The sequence below is a fragment of the Brucella sp. LJL56 genome, assembly GCF_054871705.1.
In genome coordinates, this window is sequence record NZ_JBTXLQ010000008.1 from 84,134 (window position 1) to 105,765 (window position 21,632).

Sequence of the window (21,632 nt, forward strand, 5' to 3'; positions counted from 1 at the left end):
GAATGCCTTATAAACCTGCGCCAAGCGAACGCAAGCCGCTCTCGGTCAGTATCTGATCGAGAGCTATATCGTGCGGCTCATCGGGCACACGCTCGACCTCCTGGCAGTCAAAGGCCATGCCGATCAGAAGCGGCTGTAGGCCGCGCTCCGTGAAACGCGCCAGCGCGCGGTCGTAATGTCCCGCACCGTAGCCAAGCCGATGTCCGCGCCGGTCAAAGCCCGCAAGCGGCATCAGCATGATCGCTGGGTCAACCAGTGGTGCATCTTCTCCAGGGCCCATCGTGCCGAAACCTGTCTGCCGCAATCGGGCATCGGGCAGATATTCGCGAAAGGCAATCGTTTCCTTGTCCAGAACAACCGGGAGGCAGAGCCGCGCGCCTTTGGCACGAAGGGCCGACAACAGCGGGCGCGGGTCGATTTCGGAACGGATCGGCCAATAACCAGCAATCAAGGTACCTTTGGGAACGTCGATCGCGGCTTCACCCTTTTTGGCTGCAGCCAGGGAAGCCTCATAATGAAAGCGGGGATCAAGCGCATCACGAACTGCCAGAATCTTGCGCCTAAGCTCCTGCTTTTCCAAACCGGGGCTACGCTCCGTCGCCGTCATTCCAAGCCACTCCCTGCTGCCGTGTTTCATCATGCAGTGGAACCGCATTGAGCCGATCCGTCAAGTGATCCCGCTCATCCCGCGCGCGATCTCCTCTGAACGGTGGCGGATGACCTTCAAGACGACGCCGTGGAAGTCATTCAGGAACAGTCTGCCCCACAGATCACAGTAGAAGTCGATCGGCGTGGCGATCTGATAATGGGTCGTCAGCGTCAGGCGTGTATGACCATTCGCCAACGGTTCAAGACGATAATCACCCTGCGCAAGCTTCAGATAGGTGCTGTCGACCTTGATATGCGCTTCCACCTCGGGCGGTATGGAACCGGGGCCGAAGCGGAAATCCCACGCCAGAAGCCGGTTTTCTTCCCACTGGGTCACGATTTCCTGAAAGTTGACACCATGTGTCCACTGCAAGTCGCGCACCGCGCCGATGCCTGCGCCATTCAGCCTTGCGTCCACCGGCTGCGGCACGCCAATTATACTATGGCTGAATGTCCACGACAGCTCGTCGGGGCGCACATTGCGGATTTCAACCGTTTGCTGCCAGACGACTTCAGGCGCCGCCGCGATCTCGATCACCGTCGTCACAGCGCCATCATGCGGATTGTAGGACATTTGAAGTTCGGCTGGCAGAACGAGTAGCGGCAGCGCGATCACCAGCGTCGTTGTGCGACGCGAGCGAAACTGCCGAATGATCCACAAAGTCACAGCCGACCCTAGTGCCGAAAACACCATGAAGAACGGAGCGGCCATGGCCACGCAAATCCCAGCTTCATGGAAAAAGATCATGCTGGTGACGACAAGCCCGGCGATGATAGCCCATCCCATGCGGACATGCCGCCACAGGCTCTTTTGGGCACGGGGATCGGAGAGGCTGGAAGCAAGGCTGGCGACAGCCATCGGCAGCAGCATCAACCCCGCAATGACAGGCATCGCATCCACATAGTGGCGCGACCAGATCATGATATAAAGCAGAAGACCGTAGATGAATGCGATGGGTATCGCGACGGCCAGTCTTTCAGATGAATCGGGTGGTGCTGATTGGGGAGAAGTCATAAAAAAGCGCGAACTGTTGAGATTCACGCATGTTTACGAACAAATTGTCCGTCAGATCAAGCTCTTAACTATCCTGCGAAAGCCTGAAGAAAGAAAGTGGCGACCACGACGACCGATGGTAGTGATTGATCCCGGGAACCTACAAAGTAGGTGGGCGCCATATGCGAAAGCCCGCAAGCCTTCACAGGGACAGCTCCCTTAGAGATCAATAAGGCCCCGGGGATGCTGTTACACCTGTCGGGAAGCGCAGTTCGCCGAGAGCCAATATAGTACCTGCCCAACAGGAACACCAGTGGCTTGCACCGGCTCAACAGGAAAACTTTTCAGAAAAATCCAAAACAGGATTAGCTGCTTCTCGGTGCAATGCGTGAAGCCACCTGCTCGATGCGCGATGCCACATCCGACAGCATACCGGTCAGGGCGGCATCGTTGCTATCGGCGCGACCAAGCGCTTCATCGCGTGCACGGCGGAGCGTTTCGACTTCGCTTTCCAGACCGTTGATGCGCTTCTGCATCTCGGCCATCTCGTCCATGACCATGATCCCGGCCATGACGGTCAGGCGCAGATCGCCGATCTCCCCGAAGGAGGTTTTGAGATGCGTGACATATTGATCGAAACGGTCGGCAAGCCCGGACAGGTGTTCTTCCTGCCCTTCGTCACAGGCCATACGATAGGCCTTGCCATCGATGGTAACGGTTACGGTCGCTATGGTAGCCTCCTATCGGTCCAGAACGGCGCGGATTGTCTCCATCGCTGTCACAAGGCGGCGCGAAACTTCGCGGTTTGCAGCTTCCAGCCGCTCGGCACGTGCTTCCGACTGATCGAGTTCCTGGGCGAGACGGCTGCGATCCGCATTCATACGCTGCACCTCCTCCTCGGCCTCGGCGAAATCGCCTTCCTTGTCCAGCCGCAGATCGACCGCTTGTTCAAGCGTATTGAGTGCCTTTTCCAGCCGTTCCAAGACTTGCCTGAGGGTCGTTTCGGGTGCCATCCATATCCTTTCCAATGCCAATTCGCGGGCCAATTATGGGCATCGAATCGCGCCTGCCGGACGGGCATCTTTGAAAAGATTGTAATAATCACCCGTCAGATAAGCAACAAATGAGGGGCTTATGTGAACGTTCATGCACCGTTATCGGTGCAAAAACGGCTTTTCGGTGATTGTTCTCCAGCTTTCCACACAACTCAATCGATTAGTCGCGGACAGTTTATTGCCCAAAAGTCATCGGTTTATTGACTCCTTATACGCAGGTGCTATGTGTCCCGGTGCCTTCTGGAGCGTGATCCCGAAACGCATGACGCCGTTTTGGATACGGATCGTGCTCAGGCAAAAGGCATCGCCGCAACCCCGTTAAACCCTTCCAAGGAAAGACGGCTGAGACCATGACCAATTCCGACAAACAAAACCAGATGGCCAACGCAATCCGCTTCCTCTCTATGGACGCGGTCGAGAAAGCCAATTCGGGCCATCCCGGCCTGCCGATGGGTGCAGCCGATATAGCGACGACGCTTTATTCCCGTTTCCTCTCGCACGACCCGCAGAACCCGCATTGGCCGGATCGCGACCGTTTCGTGCTTTCGGCAGGTCACGGCTCGATGCTGCTTTATTCGCTGCTCTATCTTTCGGGCTACGAAGATATCACCATCGACGAAATCAAGAATTTCCGTCAGCTCGGTTCACGCACGGCAGGCCATCCGGAATACGGTCACGCCGCCGGTATCGAAACGACGACCGGACCACTCGGACAGGGCATCGCCAATGCCGTTGGCATGGCGCTTTCCGAACGCATCCTCAATGCACAGTTCGGCGACAGCCTCGTCAACCATTACACCTATGCAATTGTCGGTGACGGCTGCCTCATGGAAGGTATCAGCCAGGAAGCTATCGCGCTTGCCGGTCATCTGAAGCTGAACAAGCTGATCGTGTTCTGGGACGACAACAACATCTCGATCGATGGCCCGGTCACGCTTTCCGACAATACCGATCAGCCCGCCCGTTTCGCCGCTTCCGGCTGGAACGCGATGGCTGTCGACGGTCATGACCAGGATGCGATTGCCAAGGCTATCGAACTGGCCAAGGTTTCCGAAAAGCCGACGCTGATTGCCTGCAAGACGACCATCGGCTTCGGTGCGCCGAACAAGGCCGGCACCAACAAGGTGCACGGCTCACCGCTCGGTGCTGAAGAAATCGCTGCAACCCGCAAGGCGCTCGGCTGGAGCGCGGAACCTTTCGTCGTTCCGGCAGAAGTGCTGGACGGCTGGCGCGTTGCCGGTCTCAATGCCGCCAAGAAGCGCCAGGAATGGGAAAAGCGTTTTGCTGCTGCCAACGCGGAAACCCGCGCTGAATTCGAGCGCAGGATGCGTGGCGATCTGCCTTCCAACTTCGATGCAACCATCATCGAATACAAGAAGAAGCTTTCCGCCGACAAGCCGAAGGTCGCAACCCGCAAATCTTCGGAAATGGCACTGGAAGTCATCAACGGTGTCGTGCCGGAAACCATCGGCGGTTCCGCCGACCTCACCGGTTCAAACAACACCAAGACGAGTCAGACCAAGGCCATAACGCCGGAAGATTACGGCCAGCGTTACGTCCATTACGGTATCCGTGAGCACGGCATGGCTGCGGCCATGAACGGCATGACGCTGCATGGCGGCCTGATCCCTTACGGCGGCACCTTCCTGACCTTCTCGGATTATTGCCGTCCGGCCATGCGTCTTTCCTCGCTGATGGGCATCCGCGTCATTTATGTGATGACGCACGACTCCATCGGTCTTGGTGAAGATGGCCCGACCCACCAGCCGGTCGAGCAGCTCGCCGCCTTGCGCGCCATTCCGAACCATAATGTGTTCCGCCCTGCCGACGCTGTCGAAGCGGCTGAATGCTGGCAGATCGCCCTGCAATCGAAGAAGACGCCGTCGACGCTGGCTCTGACCCGCCAGAACCTGCCGACGGTGCGCACCGAACATCGCGACGAAAACCTTTCGGCTTTCGGCGCGTATGAACTTGCTGCGGCAAGCAAGGATGCCAAAGTGACGATCTTCGCGACCGGCTCGGAAGTGGAAATCGCGCTCAAGGCCCGCGACCTGCTGGAAGGCAAGGGCATTGCCACCCGTGTCGTTTCCGTTCCTTGCTTCGAGCTTTTCGAACAGCAGAGCGACGCTTACAAGACGGCAACCATCGGCGATGCGCCGGTCAAGGTGGCCATCGAAGCGGCAATCTCGCTCGGCTGGGAGCGCTTCATTGGCGAAAACGGCATATTCATCGGCATGAAGGGCTTCGGCGCATCAGGCGAGATCAACGATCTCTACAAGCATTTCGGCATCACGGCAGAACATGCCGCCGAAGCTGCGGAGAAGAAGCTCAACGCCGCATGATTTAAAAGAACGCCGGCGTCGCAAAAACGCCGGCGTTTGAGTTTCCATTCCTGTTCGGTCGGACGAATCCTGTTCGATTTGCTCGTTCCAATGGACTTTTGAAGCACTGCATGTGCAGTACCCTACCGGGAGATTAAGAGAAAATGGCAGTTCGCGTCGCAATTAACGGTTTTGGCCGCATCGGCCGCAACATCCTTCGCGCCATCGTTGAGTCGGGCCGCACCGATATTCAGGTCGTCGCCATCAACGACCTTGGCCCGGTGGAAACCAACGCGCATCTTCTGCGTTATGACAGCGTTCATGGCCGTTTCCCCAAGGAAGTAAAGGTTGCAGGCGATACCATCGACGTCGGCTACGGCCCGATCAAGGTTCACGCCGTCCGCAACCCGGCTGAACTGCCGTGGAAGGAAGAAGGCGTCGACATCGCTCTGGAATGCACCGGTATCTTCACCTCGCGCGACAAGGCAGCACTTCACCTTGAAGCTGGTGCAAAGCGCGTCATCGTTTCGGCTCCTGCCGATGGTGCTGACCTCACTGTCGTCTATGGCGTCAACCACGACAAGCTGACCAAGGACCACCTGGTCATCTCCAACGCGTCGTGCACCACCAACTGCCTTGCGCCAGTGGCTCAGGTCCTCAACGAAGCCATCGGCATCGAAAAGGGTTTCATGACGACGATCCACTCCTATACCGGTGACCAGCCGACGCTGGACACCATGCATAAGGATCTCTATCGCGCTCGCGCAGCCGCTCTTTCCATGATCCCGACCTCAACGGGCGCAGCCAAGGCCGTCGGCCTCGTTCTGCCGGAACTGAAGGGCAAGCTCGACGGCGTTTCCATCCGCGTTCCGACCCCGAACGTTTCGGTTGTCGATCTCACTTTCATCGCCAAGCGTGAAACGACTGTCGATGAAGTCAACAACGCTATCCGCGAAGCTGCCAATGGCCGCCTCAAGGGTATCCTTGGTTACACCGACGAGAAGCTTGTCTCGCACGATTTCAACCATGACTCTCATTCCTCGGTCTTCCACACGGATCAGACCAAGGTTATGGAAGGCACCATGGTGCGCATCCTGTCGTGGTATGACAATGAGTGGGGCTTCTCCAGCCGCATGGGCGACACCGCTGTCGCCTTTGGCAAGCTGATCTAAGCCTTCGACCATGTTTCGCGCCCTTCTCCCCACCGTTGCGCGCTGGCGTCCGCTGGAAGGAGAAGGGCTCGAACATCTCGATATCGGCCCCACAGGCCGCTCGATCCGCGCCGAAAGCGTGGTGATCGGAGAACGCGGCGGAAATCCTTATGGCGTGCGCTACAGCATCAACTGTAACAGTGCCTGGCATGTCCTCCATTTCCTGATCGAAACCACATCAGGCCATCGGCTGGAGCTTATTTCCGACGGAGACGGCCGCTGGAACACGATGGCGGGCGATGCATTGCCCGAGTTCGACGGCTGTATCGATATCGATCTGGCAGGAACGCCCTTCACCAACACCCTGCCGATCCGCCGTCTTGGTCTTACACCGGAAAGCGGCACCGTTCAGCTCGACATGCTTTACGTGCCATTTGATAATTTCCGTCCATTGCGCGACCAGCAGCGCTATACCTGTATCGAAGAAGGGCGGCGCTATCGCTACGCGGCGGCCGACCGCACCTTCACTGCCGAATTGCCCGTCGATGAGGACGGGCTTGTCACCGACTATCCAACCCTTTTCCGGCGCCTGCCTGTTTGAGCACCTCTGCTCCTCTGGCTCCTGAAAGACAGTTCTGGGAGAACGATCATGAGTTTCCGCACTCTCGACGATGCCGACGTCAGCTCCAAGCGCGTACTGGTTCGCGTCGACCTCAACGTGCCAATGGCGAACGGCGAAGTCACCGACCTGACCCGTATCGAACGCATCGTTCCGACCATTGCCGAACTGTCGAAAAAGGGCGCCAAGGTCATCCTGCTCGCCCATTTCGGTCGTCCAAAAGGCGTTGCTTCGGATGAAAACTCTCTGAAGCATGTCGTAAAGCCGCTTTCGAAAGTGCTGGGTCACGGTGTCCATTTTGCTGAAGACTGCATCGGCGACAAGGCAAAGGCAGCCGTCGATGCGCTGAAGGACGGCGATGTCCTGCTTCTGGAAAACACCCGTTTCCACAAGGGCGAGGAAAAGAACGATCCGGAATTCGTCGCGGCTCTGGCCGCCAATGGCGATCTCTACGTGAACGACGCGTTTTCGGCTGCCCACCGCGCCCATGCTTCGACGGAAGGCCTGGCCCATGTCCTGCCCGCTTTTGCCGGCCGCGCCATGCAGGCTGAACTTGAAGCGCTGGAAAAGGGTCTCGGCGACCCGGCTCGCCCGGTAGTGGCCATCGTCGGCGGCGCCAAGGTTTCAACCAAGCTCGATCTCCTGTCCAACCTGATCGAAAAGGTCGATGCGCTCGTCATCGGCGGCGGCATGGCCAACACTTTCCTGGCAGCGCAGGGACATGATGTCGGCAAGTCGCTCTGCGAGCACGAACTGGCCCACACCGCCCGCGAAATCATGGCCAAGGCCGAAACCACCAAATGCGCGATCATCCTGCCGGTCGATGCCGTCGTGGGCTGGCACTTTGCAGCCGACACGCCGAACAAGACCTATGGTGTAGATGCCGTACCAAGCGACGGCATGATTCTCGATGCGGGCGCGCTTTCAACTGACCTTATCGCGTCGGCCATCGACGACGCAGCAACGCTTGTCTGGAACGGTCCGCTCGGTGCGTTCGAACTGCGCCCGTTCGATGCGGCAACGGTCAAGACCGCAAAACACGTCGCAGCCCGCACCAAGGCTGGCAAGCTGGTTTCAGTCGGCGGCGGCGGCGATACGGTCGCAGCGTTGAACCATGCTGGCGTGGCCGACGACTTCACTTACATCTCGACCGCAGGTGGCGCCTTCCTTGAGTGGATGGAAGGCAAGCCCCTCCCCGGCGTCGATGTGCTGAAGAAGTAATGTGATAAACTGCATTCAAATAAGCTCGGCTGCTGCCGGGCTTATTTTTTGGGTGTGAGCTTCAAAAGCCGCCCCGGATTATTATCCTCGACCAGCCAAATGGCACCGTCCGGCCCGACAGCCACATCGCGGATACGGTTTTCCATTTCAAAGCGCTCGGCTTCGTCCGCCTTGCCGTCCTTGTCGATCACGACACGCACCAGCGACATGACCGAAAGCCCTCCGATCAAAGCCGAACCACGCCATTCGGGGAACATGTCTCCCTCGTAAAAAGCAAGCCCGGCTGGAGCGATAACCGGCGTCCAGTACACCAATGGCAGCTCGAATTCGGGACGTGTACTATGGCGCGGGATGGGCCTGCCGCTATAATTGTCGCCATTGGAGACGACGGGCCAGCCATAATTGAGACCGGGCTTGACGAGGTTGAACTCGTCGCCGCCGCGCGGCCCCATCTCATGTTCCCAGAGCTTTCCATCGGGACCGAAGGCCAGCCCATACGGGTTGCGATGGCCGGTCGACCACGTCAACGCCTGCACACCTTCCGCATCCGCGTGTGGGTTACCCTTCGGCACGGAACCATCGAGATTCATACGGAGAATTTTCCCCATGGGCGCTGCATCGTCCTGCGCTGTTGCAGGCAACATACGGTCGCCAACGGAAAAGAACAGATGTTTGCCGTCCGGCGCGAAAGCAATAATGCCGCCCGGCTGTCCACCGCGCGCCGCCGCATCCTGTTTCCAGATCGTGGTCTTGTCCTTCAGCGCTGCCTTGCCGTCTCCTTCCTCCAGAACCGCGCGCGCCAGAACGACGCTACTGCCGTTCTGCGCCGGTTCGTTATAGGAAAAGTAAACTGCCTTGCTCTTTTCGAAATCCGGAGCGGGCGCAATATCAAGAAGACCGTTCTGGCCGCCAAAGGCGACTTCCGGCACACCGGCAACGGCGGTCTTGTCGCCTGATTGCGTGACGATGAAAATCTTGCCGCCCTTCTCAGTCAATAAAAGTCTGCCATCGGGCAAAAAGGCGATAGCCCAGGGCGTGTCGAATTCGGCAACCGATGCTACCTTAAACGGAGCACTTGCTTCGGCCTGCCTGCCACCGGCATTGATGCTCTCAGCAGAAACATCCAACACCGGCAGAGCAACCATTGATGCAGCCAGAACAAACGGCAGGCTCAAAAGGGCGCGTCGCATATCTCCTCCTCAAATCTGGACAACGGAAAACAGGCTGGTTTTCTCACTGGTTTCTTACATGGGGTTTGAGACGCGGATATCAAAACGGGTTTCGGCAAAAACTGCGATAGCCAATCCGACAGGCCTTAAGAAAACTTATCTCGCCTAAACCGTTTGAAAATTATTTCAAACGTTTCAATGACTTGCGCCCGCCACAGTTTTAACCAACACTCCTAAAATCTCTGACAGAAGGAGCATTGTGAATGACCGAACGTCTTGAAGATATTGCGCTTTCTCTGGTTACGAAGGGCAAGGGCATTCTCGCCGCCGACGAAAGCTCGGGTACCATCAAGAAGCGCTTTGACGCCATCCCCCTCGCCTCGACGGAGGAAACGCGCCGCGACTATCGCGAAATGCTGTTTCGCTCTGACGACGCGATGAAGAACTATATTTCGGGCGTCATTCTCTATGATGAAACAATAAGGCAGAAGGCCAAGGATGGTGCACCGCTTGTTGAAATCATCCGCAAGGCAGGAGCCATTCCCGGCATCAAGGTCGATGCGGGCGCGAAGCCGCTAGCAGGCTTCGAAGGTGAAACCATCACAGAGGGGCTGGACGGCCTGCGGGAACGGCTTGCCGAATATTACGGCCTTGGCGCGCGTTTCGCCAAATGGCGCGCGGTGATCTCGATTTCCGATGGCCTGCCCACATGGGGCGCAGTGAAACAGAATGCCCAGACCCTCGCCCGCTATGCAGCACTTTGCCAGGAGGCGAACATTGTACCCATTGTCGAACCGGAAGTGTTGATGGACGGCCAGCCAGGCAATCACACAATCGACCGTTGTTACGACGTGACGGAATGGGTTCTGAAAACCGTCTTTACCGAACTCTACGATGCCCGCGTCAAGCTGGAAGGCATGATCCTCAAGCCAAACATGATCATTGACGGCAAGAACGCCCGCAAGGCTTCGACCGAAGAAGTAGCAGAGAAAACCGTGCGTTGCTTCCGCAATACGGTCCCGGCAGCGGTGCCCGGCATCGCCTTCCTTTCCGGAGGCCAGACCGGCGAAGAAGCGACAGCCCATCTTTCCGCGATGAATGCAGGCTTCGACATGCCGTGGAAAATGACTTTCTCCTATGGCCGTGCCCTGCAAGCGGCAGCGCTGGAAGCCTGGGGCGGCAAGGATGAAAATATCGCTGCCGGTCAGCGCGCTTTTGCACATCGGGCAAAGATGAACGGTCTGGCTGCAACCGGCGGCTGGAAAAAAGATCTCGAAAAGGCAGCCTGACTTGCCTTGAAAAACAAGAGCCCGGCCATTTCAGCCGGGCTTTTCGTCAGCCCTCGTGCAGGTGGAACCCTACCGCTAGTGCCATGATCAATATGGCAATGGCTGCGATCTTCCAGAAATCACCGCGCCGCTTCAAGCCCGGCAGGCCAAGCGGTTTGATGATGTGCAGTCCCATCAGAAGAACAAGCAGCACAGGCAGGATTTTTGTCACAAATCACCTCTCTGCCTCCTTGTGACGCAGACAGGCCATCGCCGCAAGACGTCTGCACCAGACACAGCCGTTTTACCGGTAAGCTTCGATCTTCATCTTAAGTTTCATGGACGAGCCGCCGCCGGGCGGCGTAAACTGCATGTGGAGGTGACCAAAGCGCATGGAGGAGATGGACTGGAACAGGTCGATCTTGTGCTTTCGTCAGCAGACTAATCACGACGCGACAACCACCCACCAGAGTGGACATTGCGCGTGTTTCTGGGAGGAAGAGCATGACTTCGAAATATGCCGAAACCTATGCCGCATGGCAGACCGATCCTGAACGCTTCTGGGCTGAAGCGGCGCAGGGAATCGACTGGTTCAAGCCATGGGACCAGATTTTTGCGGGCGATGAAGGTGTTTATGGCCGCTGGTTCAAGGGTGCTGAGTGCAACACCTGCTATAACGCGCTCGACCGCCATGTCGCCAATGGACGTGGCGAACAGGTTGCGCTCATCTATGAAAGCCCGGTCACCGGCAGCGTGCGCAAATTCACCTATCGCGAACTGCTGGAAGAAGTGGAGGCGCTCTCCGCCGTCATGCTCGACAATGGTGTGTCGAAGGGCGACCGCGTTCTCATCTATATGCCGATGGTACCGGAAGCAGCCGTCGCCATGCTGGCATCGGCCCGTATCGGCGCCGTCCACTCCGTCGTCTTCGGCGGATTTGCCGCCAATGAACTCGCAACCCGTATCGACGATGCCAAGCCTGTGATGATCATCGCCGGTTCCTGTGGTATCGAACCGACCCGCGTCGTGCCCTATCAGGCCATGCTCGACAAGGCGATTGCCCTTGCAAGCCACAAGGTCCATAACTGCATCATATTGCAGCGCGAGCAGTATCGGCATGAACCGGTGGCAGGGCGTGACATCGACTATCGCGAGGCTGTCGAAGCGGCGCGCGGTCGTCACGTCCCATGCACGCCGGTCCATGCAACCGATCCGCTATACGTGCTATACACGTCGGGCACGACCGGCGAGCCGAAAGGCGTCGTGCGCGACAATGGCGGGCATATGGTGGCGCTCGTCTGGTCGATGAGGCATGTTTTCGGTGTGGAGCCCGGACAGGTCTGGTGGGCGGCCTCCGATGTGGGTTGGGTGGTCGGCCATTCCTATATCGTCTATGCGCCGCTGCTACATGGTGCGACCAGCATCCTGTTCGAGGGCAAGCCCATCGGGACGCCGGATGCGGGCGAATATTGGCGCATCATCGAAGAACATGGCGTGGAAGTGATGTTCACCGCACCGACCGCATTGCGGGCAATCAAGAAAGACGATGCGGACGGCAATTTCGTGCGCCGCCACGACCTTTCAAAGTTCCGCGCCCTTTATCTTGCTGGCGAACGCGCCGACCCCGATACGATCCACTGGGCCGAAAACCTGCTGGGCTGCCCCGTGATCGACCATTGGTGGCAAACGGAAAGCGGCTGGCCCATGGTCGCCAATCCGCTCGGCCTGGGTCTTCTGGAAACCAGATACGGCTCGCCCGCCGTCTGTCTTCCGGGTTACGATATCCGCGTGCTGGATGACGAAGGCCATGAGCTCGAACGCGGCCAGCTCGGCAATATTCTCATCAAGTTGCCTCTACCGCCCGGCTGCCTGCCGACGCTGTGGAACGCCGATGAGCGTTTCCGCAAAGCCTATCTGAACGAATTTCCCGGTTACTATAAAACCGCCGATGCGGGCTATATGGATGAGGACGGCTATCTATATATCATGAGCCGGACGGACGATATCATCAATGTCGCCGGCCATCGCCTGTCAACGGGTGCAATGGAGGAGGTGCTTTCCAGCCATCCCGACGTTGCCGAATGTGCCGTGCTTGGCATTTCCGACCCGATGAAGGGCCAGGTGCCATGCGGTTTCCTCGTGCTTAAATCCAATATCGACCGCGACCCGCAAGAGGTCGAGAAGGAATGTGTCAGCATGGTGCGTGACGTCATCGGACCGGTTGCAGCCTTCCGGCTGGCACTGACCGTAAAACGACTGCCCAAGACACGATCCGGCAAAATTCTGCGCTCAACCATCCAGAAGATTGCCGACGGCGAAGAATGGAAGATGCCGGCCACAATCGACGATCCGGCGATTCTGGACGAAATCAGTATCGTTCTGCGCGAGCGTCACACCGGCCTCGCCTTTGCCTGACCGTAAGGTTCAGGACTATTGACCGGCGGTTTTCGCCGGTCCACTCTCCGCGCGAATTGGAGATCAACCATGCAATTAGAAGGCAAGGTGGCAATCGTCACCGGAGCTGCCCGCGGTATTGGCTATGCGATAGCAAAGCGCTTCCTGATGGACGGTGCAAGCGTCGTGTTGTCCGACATCGACACCACCGCAGCGATGCGCGCAGCCAAGGATCTGGAGCAATTTGGCCCGGTTCGCCATATGGCGGCGGATGTGGGCGACAAGCTCGACATTCATAATCTCCTGACTTTTACCGTCACCAATGTCGGAGAGATCGATATTCTCGTCAACAATGCCGGCATCGTTCATCAGGCAGATTTTCTCGACCTGAAGGAAGAGGATTTTGACCGCGTCATGCGGGTCAATCTCAAGGGTGCTTTTCTGTGCGGTCAAGCCGTGGCCAAACGCATGGTGGAACGGGTCGAATCGGGCGGCGATCCAGGCACGATCATCAACATGTCGTCGATCAATGCGATTTTTGGTTTGCCGGAGCAACTCGCCTATTCTGTTTCCAAAGGCGGATTGAACCAACTGACACGCACCATGGCAGTAGCACTCGCCCGCTGGGGGATTCGCGTCAACGCGATCGGTCCCGGCTCCATCGAGACTGACATGCTTTCCGCTGTGAATACCGACGTGGAAGCTCGCAACAAGATTCTTTCCAGAACCCCGCTTGGTCGTATAGGCCAAACCTCTGAAATTGCTTCAATAGTGTCGTTTCTGGCATCGCGGGATGCGAGCTATGTGACAGGACAAACCATCTATGCGGATGGCGGGCGCCTGCCCCTCAGCTATACGGCAGCACCACGCTACAAGGCGTGACGTTGCGGCTTCGTAATATTAGGAAGATAATGAAATAGAACTTCGCTCCTGACAGATAGCTGTCAGGAGGGGTGTGCGATACTGCGTATCCAAGGATGAGGGAGATTTCACCATGGCACTCGCAATCGCACCATTGATCGCAGTTTTGAAGGAATACAGGCGTAGGCAGGATGAGCGCCGCCGGTTTATCCGAACACAGCGCGTCATCGACGGCCTGCCAAGAGACCTGCGCAAGGATTTGGGCTGGCCGGATCGCTATCTGGAGCAGCGCAACACCAAGTACTGCAACGGAGAATAAACCGGAATGCGCCGTGCAGACCGCCTTTTCCAGATTGTTCAGCACCTGCGCGGTGGCAGGCTTGTCACCGCGCGCCAGCTTGCGGAACGGCTGGAAGTCTCCGAACGCACCATCTATCGTGACATTTCCGATCTGCAGTCGACAGGCGTTCCCATCGACGGCGAAGCCGGTGTCGGCTATATTCTGCGGCAGGGTTTCGAACTCCCGCCACTCATGTTCACGCGCGATGAAATCGTCGCTCTTGTCGCCGGAGCGCGTCTCATTCGCGCCTGGGGCGGCGTTTCCATGGCGCGTGGCGCGGAAGAGGCGCTGGTCAAGATCGAAGCCGTCCTACCCAAGGAAGAGCGCGCCCGTATCACCAGCACCCAGATTCATGCGCCTACGGCCCGCATCAGCATGGACGAACGCCGCATCATCGACGCAGTGGAACGCGCCGTCGATCAGGGCAATGTTCTCAATATCCGCTATCGCGATCTGGAAGCGCGCGAAAGCGAGCGTGATATTCGTCCACTGGGACTGTGGTTCTGGGGCAAGGTCTGGACGGTTATCGGCTGGTGCGAGTTGCGCAACGCGTTCCGCACGTTTCGCACCGACCGTATCGTCGAAGCCAGCGACGCTGGTCGCCTCTTCCGGGCTGAACGCGGCAAGACGCTCTCCGATTTCTATCGTCTCATGGAATTGAGCGAATACAACGCCTTCAAAGACTGATTATTGCGGCAATACTCCCAAGACGACCGCGCGAGCTGGTCCGGCAGTCTGTTCATGCAGACATGTCGGGCTGGCTCTCTTTTTCAGTCATGATGGCAATTAGCTGATCAATGACATACCGCAGCCCCCGATCCTCCTGACGTCGCCTGTGCCAGGCAACATGCAAAGGAAATCCTGCAATGGGGACAGGCGGCGTAAAAGCGACGAGAGCAGACATATCCTCCGGCATACAGCGCGATGGCAGCATGGCAATCATATCGGTGCTGGCCAGCAATTCAGGCACCATGCCGAAATTGGGCACAACCACGCCGACCCGGCGGCTCAATCCCCGCTCGGCCAGAGCGCTGTCGACGGGGCTTCTGTTGTCTCCGCGTCCTGAAACAAGGATATGCGGGTGGTCGAGCCAGGACTTCAGCGAAAATGCCTTTGCTGCCGGATGGTCCCGGCGCATCGCGATGACGTAATTTTCCTCAAGCAACAGTCTGCGCTGAAGTTCTCCATCGGCGTCAGGAAAAACGGACAGAGCAAGATCGCTTTCTCCTGTCACCAGCGCATCACGCGCCACGACAGGCCCCTGCCAGGGCTGGACGATGATATCGATACCGGGTGCAGCGAGCCCAAGCGCCTTCAACAGCGGTCTTATGACAAAAATGGCCGGATAATCCGCCATGCAGATGCGTATCGTCTGCCGCAGTGACGCAAGAGGCACTTCGGGCGGATCAACCAGATCGACCACACCCGCAAGAATTGTCTTGAGCGGAGCTCGCAACGCTTCCGCTTTCGGTGTGCGCCTCATCGTGCCCTGCCCACGTTCCAGAAGCTGGTCGTTGAACAAGGCACGGCAGCGCTGCAAAGCATTCGATACGGCTGGTTGTGTCAGGTTAAGCTGATCGGCAGCCCTGCTCACATGCGCTTCATCCAGAAGGGCATCCAATATGACCAGAAGATTCAGATCGAGACGACGTAAATTCATGAAATCAATAATAGACTATATTGATAATAAATTGGAATAATTTCACTATTCGCCGCATCGTCCTTCCAACCCTGAAGGAGACGACGATGAGCAAGACGCTGATTTTACTTTTTCACCCAGATTTGGCGCAATCACGAGCCAATGCAACGCTTGCCGCAGCCGCAGCAAAACTGCCGGGCGTAGAGATCGTCGATATGCAGGCCACTTATCCGCAGGGGATCGACTTCTTCAAAGATGGAGAGCAGGAGGCCCGACGTCTTTTGTCTGCCGATCGCATTGTCCTGCAATTTCCAGTTCAATGGTATTCCACGCCCCCGCTTCTGAAGGCATGGCAGGATGCTGCACTAACCCGCATGTTTTACGTTGCTTACGACCAGGAAGGGCGAAGGCTCGAAGGTACGCCGTTCATGATCGCAGCGACGGCAGGAAATGTTCCCGAGGCTTATTGCGAGGGCGGGCGCAATATGTTCCCGATGATCGATTTGTTTGCGCCTCTGCGGGCAACAGCAAATCGTTGCGGGCTGGACTGGACAGCCCCCTTCGTGCTTTACGCCGCCGACAAGCTTTCAACCGAAGCACTTGAGGATGCGGCCAGCCGCTATGCAGACATTTTGAAAGACTGGATAGCTGCGACACCTCTTTCCAAAAATGAGGAAGCCGCCTGATTCAACAGAAAAGCCCGACTGATGAAGCCGGGCTTTTTGATATTTCGGTAAGGCGATGTCGCTTTGCGACTATTCGTCTTCGTCTTCGTCCGGGGTCGAGCTCTTGAGCGAAGAGAGCTTGGCGAAAACCTTGTCCGCATCGAGTTCTTCTTCTGCGGGCTGCTCGTCACGATAGTCGAAATTCTCGGTCGCAGAAGCTGGCAGCAAGGTGCTGTCTGATTCCGGCGTGGCCGGACGGTTGCGGGAGGCGCGTTCGACTTCAATGTCGAGATCGATCTGCGAGCAGAGGCCGAGCGTAACCGGATCCATCGCCGTCAGATTTGCCGAGTTCCAGTGCGAGCGATTGCGAATCTGCTCGATGGTCGACTTGGTCGTGCCGATCAGGCGCGAGACCTGCGCATCCTTCAGTTCCGGATGATTGCGAACCAGCCAGAGAATCGCATTCGGGCGATCCTGACGCTTGGAAAGCGGCGTGTAACGCGGACCCTTGCGCTTGGCTTCCGGAACACGAACCTTCGGTTCGGAAAGCTTTAGACGATAATATGGGTCCTTCTCGCCCTTCGCGATCTCTTCACGCGAAATCTGACCTGTAATGACCGGGTCGAGACCCTTGATGCCCTGCGAAGCTTCACCGTCGGCAATAGCCTTCACTTCCAGCGGGTGCAGCTTGCAGAAAGCGGCAATCTGGTCAAACGACAGAGCCGTATTATCGACAAGCCAAACGGCCGTTGCCTTCGGCATAAGAAGCTGGGTGGCCATTAGATATAATCCTTCTGTTCGTCCGCTCCGGTGGCGCGGGACGTGGGCAAAACCACAATTTCCGGGAAATCACGGCCTATATATCGTTTTTTTTTCGCCAGAGCAAGAATGGCGCGCGAGCTTAAGCGATATCGAGCACAATCTTGCCGATATGCCTTCCCTCCTCCATGCGTTCATGCGCGCGCCAGGCGTCTTTCAGCGAAAAGATCATGTCCATCACCGGCGCAACACGACGCTGCGCGAGAAGCGGCCAGACTTTTGCTTCCAGCTCCCGTGCGATGCCAGCCTTGAAGTCAACCGGGCGCGGTCGCAGCGTGGAACCGGTATGGGTCAGACGCTTGGTCATCAAGAGTGCGAAATTGGCCGTGGCTTTCGCACCGTTGAGAAAAGCGATCTGCACGATGCGACCATCCTCGGCCGCAGCTTTATAATTGCGGTCGACATAATCACCACCAACCATATCGAGAATCACATTGACGCCTTTGCCCTTGGTCATATCCTTTACGACCTCGACAAAATCTTCTTCCCGATAATTGATCGCGCGATCAGCCCCGAGTTTCACGCAGGCTTCGCATTTCTCTTTTGAACCCGCAGTTGCAATGACGGTCGCGCCAAAAGCTTTTGCAAGCTGGATAGCCGTCGTGCCTATACCGGACGATCCACCGTGAACCAGAAAAGTCTCGCCCTTCTTCAGCCCACCGCGTTCGAACACATTATGCCAGACAGTGAAAAAAGTTTCCGGGATCGCTGCTGCTTCGATATAGCCATAGCCGGAAGGCAACGGCAGCGCATTGGTTTCATGCACGACCGCATATTCGGCATAGCCGCCGCCAGCCAGCAGTGCCACAACCTGATCCCCGGTCTTGAACCGATTGACGCCGCTGCCGACCGCAACAATATCACCGGCAATTTCCAGCCCTGGAATATCCGACGCGCCGAGTGGTGGCGCATATTGCCCCTGTCGCTGCAGGACGTCCGGTCGGTTAACCCCGGCGGCGCGTACCCGCACCAGAATTTCACCTTCCTTCGGGTCCGGCACCGATCGCTGAACGGGGCGAAGCATATGGGCTCCACCCGGCTCGGAGATTTCAATAGCGGTCATCTGGGAAGGCAAGTCGGCCATCATCTTCAAACTCCATTCAGATTTCTTGCCCTACGCGTCGTCGCAGAAATGCCTCAAGACGGATGCAAGACGTCACGTTAGGGAAATCGTCATCGATTTTCCCAAATATATATGCGAAGATTCAAGGTGTTAAATCTTTTCTGAGCCATCATTGACCACGGAGGACGGCTATGAGCGGTTTTGATGAGGATGTAGTGAAGCCGCGCAACAGCGTGGTACTAAGCGAAGAAGAACTGTCGCTGCTTTCGGTCACCGAGATCGACCAGCGCATTGCCTTTCTGCAATCCGAGATAGAGCGGCTAAAAACCGAGCGCCTCAAAAAGGGCGACAGTCGCGCTGCGGCGGAAGCATTGTTTCGATAGGGATCGGGTCGCCCACGAAGATGGATACCAGTGCGAAAGAACTGGAACCAATTGCGGACGAAACGTTTGGGAACAATAGGCATTGATCGCACCAACCACTCATAAGCCTGCGTACTGACGGTCCAGTTTCAGATTTCGGGAATAGAATTTTGCGCATTTACATTCAGGTTCTGGCCCTTCTCTGCGGCACAGCCTTTCTCCTCATCGCTTCGGGCCTTCATGGCCTTCTGTTGCCATTGCGCGGCGGCGCGGAAGGCTTTTCGGTCGCATCGCTCGGCATGCTCGGCACGACATGGGCAGGCGGCTTCGTCGCGGGCTGTCTGTTTGCGCCGCGCCTTGTGCGTCGCGTCGGCCACGTGAGGGCGTTCGGCTGCTTTGCCGCATCGGCGGCAATCATCGCCCTGCTTTCCGGCATCTTCGTGGATGCGACGATCTGGGTGATCCTGCGCGCCTTCACCGGTTTTTCCATGGCGGGCGCTTTCATGGTTATCGAAAGCTGGCTGAATGAGCGTGCAACCAATGAATCGCGCGGCAAGATTTTCGGCATGTATATGATGGTCAATTATGGGGCGACCATGTCCGGCCAGATGCTGGTTGCAGCGGGAGACGTGCACTCCGATCATCTGTTCATGATCAGCGGCATCTTCTTCTGTCTGGCTCTCATTCCGACTGCAATCTCTACGGCTGTCAGCCCCAAGCCACTGACGGAAGTGCAACTCGATCTCAAGGCGCTCTATAATAACTCACCCGCGGCTTTTGTGGGTTGTATTCTGATCGGCATCGCCAACGGAGCCTGGGGTACGCTCGGAGCCGTCTTCGGCGCGAAATCCGGCATATCGACCACCGAAATCGCATTGATGGTCAGTGTCACTATCGCAGCAGGCGCCTTGATGCAGATTCCGATCGGACGCATATCCGATCTGGTCGATCGGCGTTTCGTACTGGCAAGCGTTGCGGCGCTGGCGGCACTGGTCGGCCTTATCGCCTTTCTGGTCGCCCCTTCCAGCGGCCCAGTCATCATCACGATGACCGGCTGTTATGGCGCGCTTGCCTATGCGCTTTATCCCGTTGCAGTCGCTCACGCGAACGATCATGCGACGTCCGAAAGCTTTGTGAAAGTATCGAGCGGGCTTCTGTTGCTTTATGGCTTCGGCACGATGCTCGGACCATTGCTGGCGGCGGTGGCTATGGATATTTTCTGGCCATCCGGGCTCTTCGCCATCACCATGCTCGCCCATATTTCCATCACCGGCTACGCATTGTTCCGTTCCCGCAAGCGTGCTTCCGTTCCGAAGGAAGAGAAGGACCAGTTCAAGAGCATGCCTTCGGAACGTGGTGCAACACCGGAAGCGCTGAACCTCGATCCGAGAGCTGAGACGGAAGGATGACGAGCGTTGAAAATGACGCCGATAAATAAAGCTAATTAAATAGTTGAATCAATATGTTCGGCGGCTGTGGCGCAGCCGCCAACACGGCAATCCGGCGTCATAACCACGACATGGCAATTCAGGCTCGCGAGAACCTTTCAACAGCCGATGTCTTTGGCTTGATACACCTTATCGAACCGCGACCTACAGCATCGGCCCGAAAATCGGAATCGACTTTCGGAAAGCGCGATGCGTAGACTCAAGAGGTTAGAGCATCCTTTGTGCATCCATAAGGACGCAGGCGCTCTAAGCGCGGCTTCCCTGTCAGTGACGTGTTACCTGGGATCTCAGTTTTTCGATCTGGTCCTTAAGCATAAGCTTCTTGCGCTTGAGAGATGCAACGTGCAGGTCGTCCATTGCCGGTGACGCTATAGCTTCGGAAATTTCCTGCTCCAGAGCGCCGTGCTTCTTTTCGAGCGTGGCAAGATGGGACTCGATAGCCATCATCAGATCTCCTTTGGTTGATTTCCCTGATTTACGGAACAGCGCGGACCTCGTTTGCCCGTTTTTCCGCTATCCCGCCATTCAACCTGCATGAACGCCCGGCACACCTCCTGTATTCCGGGCCAAACACGCAGTCCCGGCTGCCAAGGATACGGATTGTTGTCGCCTTCGACAGCCGCTATCCATGACAGAACCATGACAGTTTGGCACGAGTTTGATGCAAAGTCGATTTTGTCATGGTAGCATTTTCCTGACGCGAAAAATGTGATAAGGGCTTCGCCAGAAACGGGCTGACGCCGCACCTTTTTATGGTTTGGCGCGGCCCGTAAAATTATTCAACAGAACGGGGCACCGCATGTCCGATCAGGAACAGGCCGAAATCAGATTGGCCGTCGCACGACTGAAACAGGAACACGCGGACTTCGATGCTGCCATCAACGCCATGATAGCTGTTGGCTGCGACCAATTGCGCGTCCAGCGCATGAAGAAGAAAAAACTCGCAATCAAGGACAAGCTGCAGGAGATGGAAGATCAGGTAATCCCCGACATCATCGCCTGAATGTCCAGAATAATCCATGACAGAGCCGGGGTTCGCCCGGCTTTATCATTTTAACATCACGCTAAATGCATATGAAAGAAGCGGAGCAGGAAGATCAATGAGCGTTACTGCCGATGTCGCCATCATCATGGGAAGCCAGTCTGACTGGGAAACCATGCGCCATGCAGCAGACACACTGGAAGCACTCGGCATTTCCTTCGATGCCCGGATCGTTTCCGCGCATCGCACGCCTGATCGGCTCGTTGCCTTTGCCAAGGGCGCCAAGGCGGAAGGGTTCAAGGTCGTCATCGCGGGCGCTGGCGGCGCAGCTCACCTGCCGGGCATGGCCGCTGCCATGACCCCGCTGCCTGTTTTCGGCGTTCCGGTCCAATCCAAGGCGCTTTCAGGCCAGGATTCACTCCTCTCCATCGTGCAAATGCCAGCCGGCATTCCTGTCGGCACGCTGGCCATCGGCCGCGCTGGGGCGGTCAATGCAGCCCTCCTGGCCGCAGCCGTTCTGGCGCTTTATGACGAAGCGCTGGCCGCCCGCCTCGACGAGTGGCGCAAGGCGCAAACGGAAAGCGTGGCCGAGCGCCCTTCGAATGAGGCCTGA

The 21,632-nt window shown here is 57.2% G+C and carries 24 protein-coding genes and 1 other RNA gene; 14 read left to right on the forward strand and 11 right to left on the reverse strand.

Annotated features, from left to right (window positions below):
• Positions 1 to 7: 7 nt before the first annotated feature.
• From ACYSN1_RS18690 to ACYSN1_RS18710, 5 genes are all read right to left on the reverse strand, one after another.
• Positions 8 to 607, reverse strand: coding sequence for a 5-formyltetrahydrofolate cyclo-ligase (locus ACYSN1_RS18690; RefSeq protein ID WP_461727054.1), 600 nt, complete (start codon positions 605 to 607; stop codon positions 8 to 10).
• Positions 608 to 667: 60 nt separating this feature from the next.
• Positions 668 to 1,663, reverse strand: coding sequence for an SRPBCC family protein (locus tag ACYSN1_RS18695; RefSeq protein ID WP_461727055.1), 996 nt, complete (start codon positions 1,661 to 1,663; stop codon positions 668 to 670).
• Between the two features lie 97 nt (positions 1,664 to 1,760).
• Positions 1,761 to 1,919: non-coding RNA, 6S RNA (gene ssrS, locus ACYSN1_RS18700), on the reverse strand.
• A gap of 88 nt (positions 1,920 to 2,007) precedes the next feature.
• A complete protein-coding gene (locus ACYSN1_RS18705; RefSeq protein WP_105542674.1) occupies positions 2,008 to 2,373 on the reverse strand; it encodes a cell division protein ZapA in 366 nt (121 codons plus the stop codon).
• A gap of 9 nt (positions 2,374 to 2,382) precedes the next feature.
• Positions 2,383 to 2,655, reverse strand: a complete 273-nt coding sequence (locus ACYSN1_RS18710) for a DUF4164 domain-containing protein (protein ID WP_010661399.1) — start codon at positions 2,653 to 2,655, stop codon at positions 2,383 to 2,385.
• A 392-nt stretch (positions 2,656 to 3,047) separates the two neighbouring features.
• Here ACYSN1_RS18710 and tkt point away from each other — a divergent pair, with 392 nt between their 5' ends.
• The 4 genes from tkt (at position 3,048) to ACYSN1_RS18730 (ending at position 8,009) form a co-directional block, all read left to right on the forward strand.
• Positions 3,048 to 5,039, forward strand: a complete 1,992-nt coding sequence (gene tkt / locus ACYSN1_RS18715; RefSeq protein ID WP_461727056.1) for a transketolase — start codon at positions 3,048 to 3,050, stop codon at positions 5,037 to 5,039.
• 143 nt (positions 5,040 to 5,182) lie between these two features.
• The gene (gene gap, locus ACYSN1_RS18720; RefSeq protein WP_461727057.1) at positions 5,183 to 6,190 is read left to right on the forward strand and encodes a type I glyceraldehyde-3-phosphate dehydrogenase; all 1,008 of its coding nucleotides are present in this window, start codon (positions 5,183 to 5,185) and stop codon (positions 6,188 to 6,190) included.
• Positions 6,191 to 6,200: 10 nt separating this feature from the next.
• The gene (locus ACYSN1_RS18725) at positions 6,201 to 6,770 is read left to right on the forward strand and encodes a putative glycolipid-binding domain-containing protein (protein WP_461727058.1); all 570 of its coding nucleotides are present in this window, start codon (positions 6,201 to 6,203) and stop codon (positions 6,768 to 6,770) included.
• Positions 6,771 to 6,818: 48 nt separating this feature from the next.
• On the forward strand, positions 6,819 to 8,009 hold the full coding sequence (locus ACYSN1_RS18730; protein WP_461727059.1) for a phosphoglycerate kinase: 1,191 nt from the start codon (positions 6,819 to 6,821) through the stop codon (positions 8,007 to 8,009).
• Between the two features lie 41 nt (positions 8,010 to 8,050).
• Here the strand turns inward: ACYSN1_RS18730 and ACYSN1_RS18735 are convergent, their stop codons facing one another.
• Positions 8,051 to 9,199, reverse strand: coding sequence for a PQQ-dependent sugar dehydrogenase (locus ACYSN1_RS18735; protein ID WP_461727060.1), 1,149 nt, complete (start codon positions 9,197 to 9,199; stop codon positions 8,051 to 8,053).
• 242 nt (positions 9,200 to 9,441) lie between these two features.
• Here ACYSN1_RS18735 and ACYSN1_RS18740 point away from each other — a divergent pair, with 242 nt between their 5' ends.
• Complete coding sequence (locus tag ACYSN1_RS18740; protein WP_461727061.1) at positions 9,442 to 10,467, forward strand: class I fructose-bisphosphate aldolase; 1,026 nt, start codon at positions 9,442 to 9,444, stop codon at positions 10,465 to 10,467.
• A 46-nt stretch (positions 10,468 to 10,513) separates the two neighbouring features.
• On the opposite strand, the gene ACYSN1_RS18745 is transcribed toward ACYSN1_RS18740, so the two are convergent.
• Positions 10,514 to 10,678 carry a hypothetical protein gene (locus ACYSN1_RS18745; protein ID WP_181394320.1) on the reverse strand — a complete coding sequence of 55 codons (165 nt, stop codon included), beginning with the start codon at positions 10,676 to 10,678 and terminating at the stop codon, positions 10,514 to 10,516.
• A 272-nt stretch (positions 10,679 to 10,950) separates the two neighbouring features.
• Between ACYSN1_RS18745 and ACYSN1_RS18750 the strand changes: the two genes are divergently transcribed.
• From ACYSN1_RS18750 to ACYSN1_RS18765, 4 genes are all read left to right on the forward strand, one after another.
• Complete coding sequence (locus ACYSN1_RS18750) at positions 10,951 to 12,861, forward strand: propionyl-CoA synthetase (protein ID WP_461727062.1); 1,911 nt, start codon at positions 10,951 to 10,953, stop codon at positions 12,859 to 12,861.
• Between the two features lie 69 nt (positions 12,862 to 12,930).
• Positions 12,931 to 13,722, forward strand: a complete 792-nt coding sequence (locus tag ACYSN1_RS18755) for an SDR family NAD(P)-dependent oxidoreductase (protein WP_461727063.1) — start codon at positions 12,931 to 12,933, stop codon at positions 13,720 to 13,722.
• 112 nt (positions 13,723 to 13,834) lie between these two features.
• Entirely contained in the window at positions 13,835 to 14,020 is a 186-nt protein-coding gene (locus tag ACYSN1_RS18760; RefSeq protein WP_461727064.1) for a hypothetical protein, read from the forward strand.
• A gap of 6 nt (positions 14,021 to 14,026) precedes the next feature.
• Complete coding sequence (locus ACYSN1_RS18765) at positions 14,027 to 14,728, forward strand: helix-turn-helix transcriptional regulator (RefSeq protein WP_105542684.1); 702 nt, start codon at positions 14,027 to 14,029, stop codon at positions 14,726 to 14,728.
• A 52-nt stretch (positions 14,729 to 14,780) separates the two neighbouring features.
• On the opposite strand, the gene ACYSN1_RS18770 is transcribed toward ACYSN1_RS18765, so the two are convergent.
• Positions 14,781 to 15,701: a LysR family transcriptional regulator gene (locus ACYSN1_RS18770; protein WP_461727065.1), complete on the reverse strand. Its 921-nt coding sequence runs from the start codon at positions 15,699 to 15,701 to the stop codon at positions 14,781 to 14,783.
• Between the two features lie 86 nt (positions 15,702 to 15,787).
• On the opposite strand from ACYSN1_RS18770, the gene ACYSN1_RS18775 reads away from it, so the two are divergent.
• Positions 15,788 to 16,366, forward strand: a complete 579-nt coding sequence (locus ACYSN1_RS18775) for an NAD(P)H-dependent oxidoreductase (protein ID WP_461727066.1) — start codon at positions 15,788 to 15,790, stop codon at positions 16,364 to 16,366.
• A gap of 69 nt (positions 16,367 to 16,435) precedes the next feature.
• On the opposite strand, the gene ACYSN1_RS18780 is transcribed toward ACYSN1_RS18775, so the two are convergent.
• Both ACYSN1_RS18780 and ACYSN1_RS18785 read right to left on the reverse strand, forming a co-directional pair.
• Positions 16,436 to 17,125 carry a DUF1013 domain-containing protein gene (locus ACYSN1_RS18780; protein WP_105542687.1) on the reverse strand — a complete coding sequence of 230 codons (690 nt, stop codon included), beginning with the start codon at positions 17,123 to 17,125 and terminating at the stop codon, positions 16,436 to 16,438.
• A 121-nt stretch (positions 17,126 to 17,246) separates the two neighbouring features.
• Positions 17,247 to 18,251: an NAD(P)H-quinone oxidoreductase gene (locus tag ACYSN1_RS18785; protein ID WP_461727067.1), complete on the reverse strand. Its 1,005-nt coding sequence runs from the start codon at positions 18,249 to 18,251 to the stop codon at positions 17,247 to 17,249.
• A gap of 167 nt (positions 18,252 to 18,418) precedes the next feature.
• Between ACYSN1_RS18785 and ACYSN1_RS18790 the strand changes: the two genes are divergently transcribed.
• Both ACYSN1_RS18790 and ACYSN1_RS18795 read left to right on the forward strand, forming a co-directional pair.
• A complete protein-coding gene (locus ACYSN1_RS18790) occupies positions 18,419 to 18,610 on the forward strand; it encodes a DUF1192 family protein (RefSeq protein ID WP_461727068.1) in 192 nt (63 codons plus the stop codon).
• Positions 18,611 to 18,759: 149 nt separating this feature from the next.
• A complete protein-coding gene (locus ACYSN1_RS18795; RefSeq protein WP_461727069.1) occupies positions 18,760 to 19,998 on the forward strand; it encodes an MFS transporter in 1,239 nt (412 codons plus the stop codon).
• Positions 19,999 to 20,301: 303 nt separating this feature from the next.
• Here the strand turns inward: ACYSN1_RS18795 and ACYSN1_RS18800 are convergent, their stop codons facing one another.
• A complete protein-coding gene (locus ACYSN1_RS18800; RefSeq protein ID WP_012091308.1) occupies positions 20,302 to 20,484 on the reverse strand; it encodes a YdcH family protein in 183 nt (60 codons plus the stop codon).
• A 352-nt stretch (positions 20,485 to 20,836) separates the two neighbouring features.
• Here ACYSN1_RS18800 and ACYSN1_RS18805 point away from each other — a divergent pair, with 352 nt between their 5' ends.
• Together ACYSN1_RS18805 and purE are read left to right on the forward strand one after the other, a co-directional pair.
• Complete coding sequence (locus tag ACYSN1_RS18805) at positions 20,837 to 21,040, forward strand: YdcH family protein (RefSeq protein ID WP_078339590.1); 204 nt, start codon at positions 20,837 to 20,839, stop codon at positions 21,038 to 21,040.
• A gap of 97 nt (positions 21,041 to 21,137) precedes the next feature.
• Positions 21,138 to 21,632 (forward strand): 5-(carboxyamino)imidazole ribonucleotide mutase, encoded by a 495-nt coding sequence (gene purE, locus ACYSN1_RS18810; protein WP_140021971.1) that lies wholly within the window; start codon positions 21,138 to 21,140, stop codon positions 21,630 to 21,632.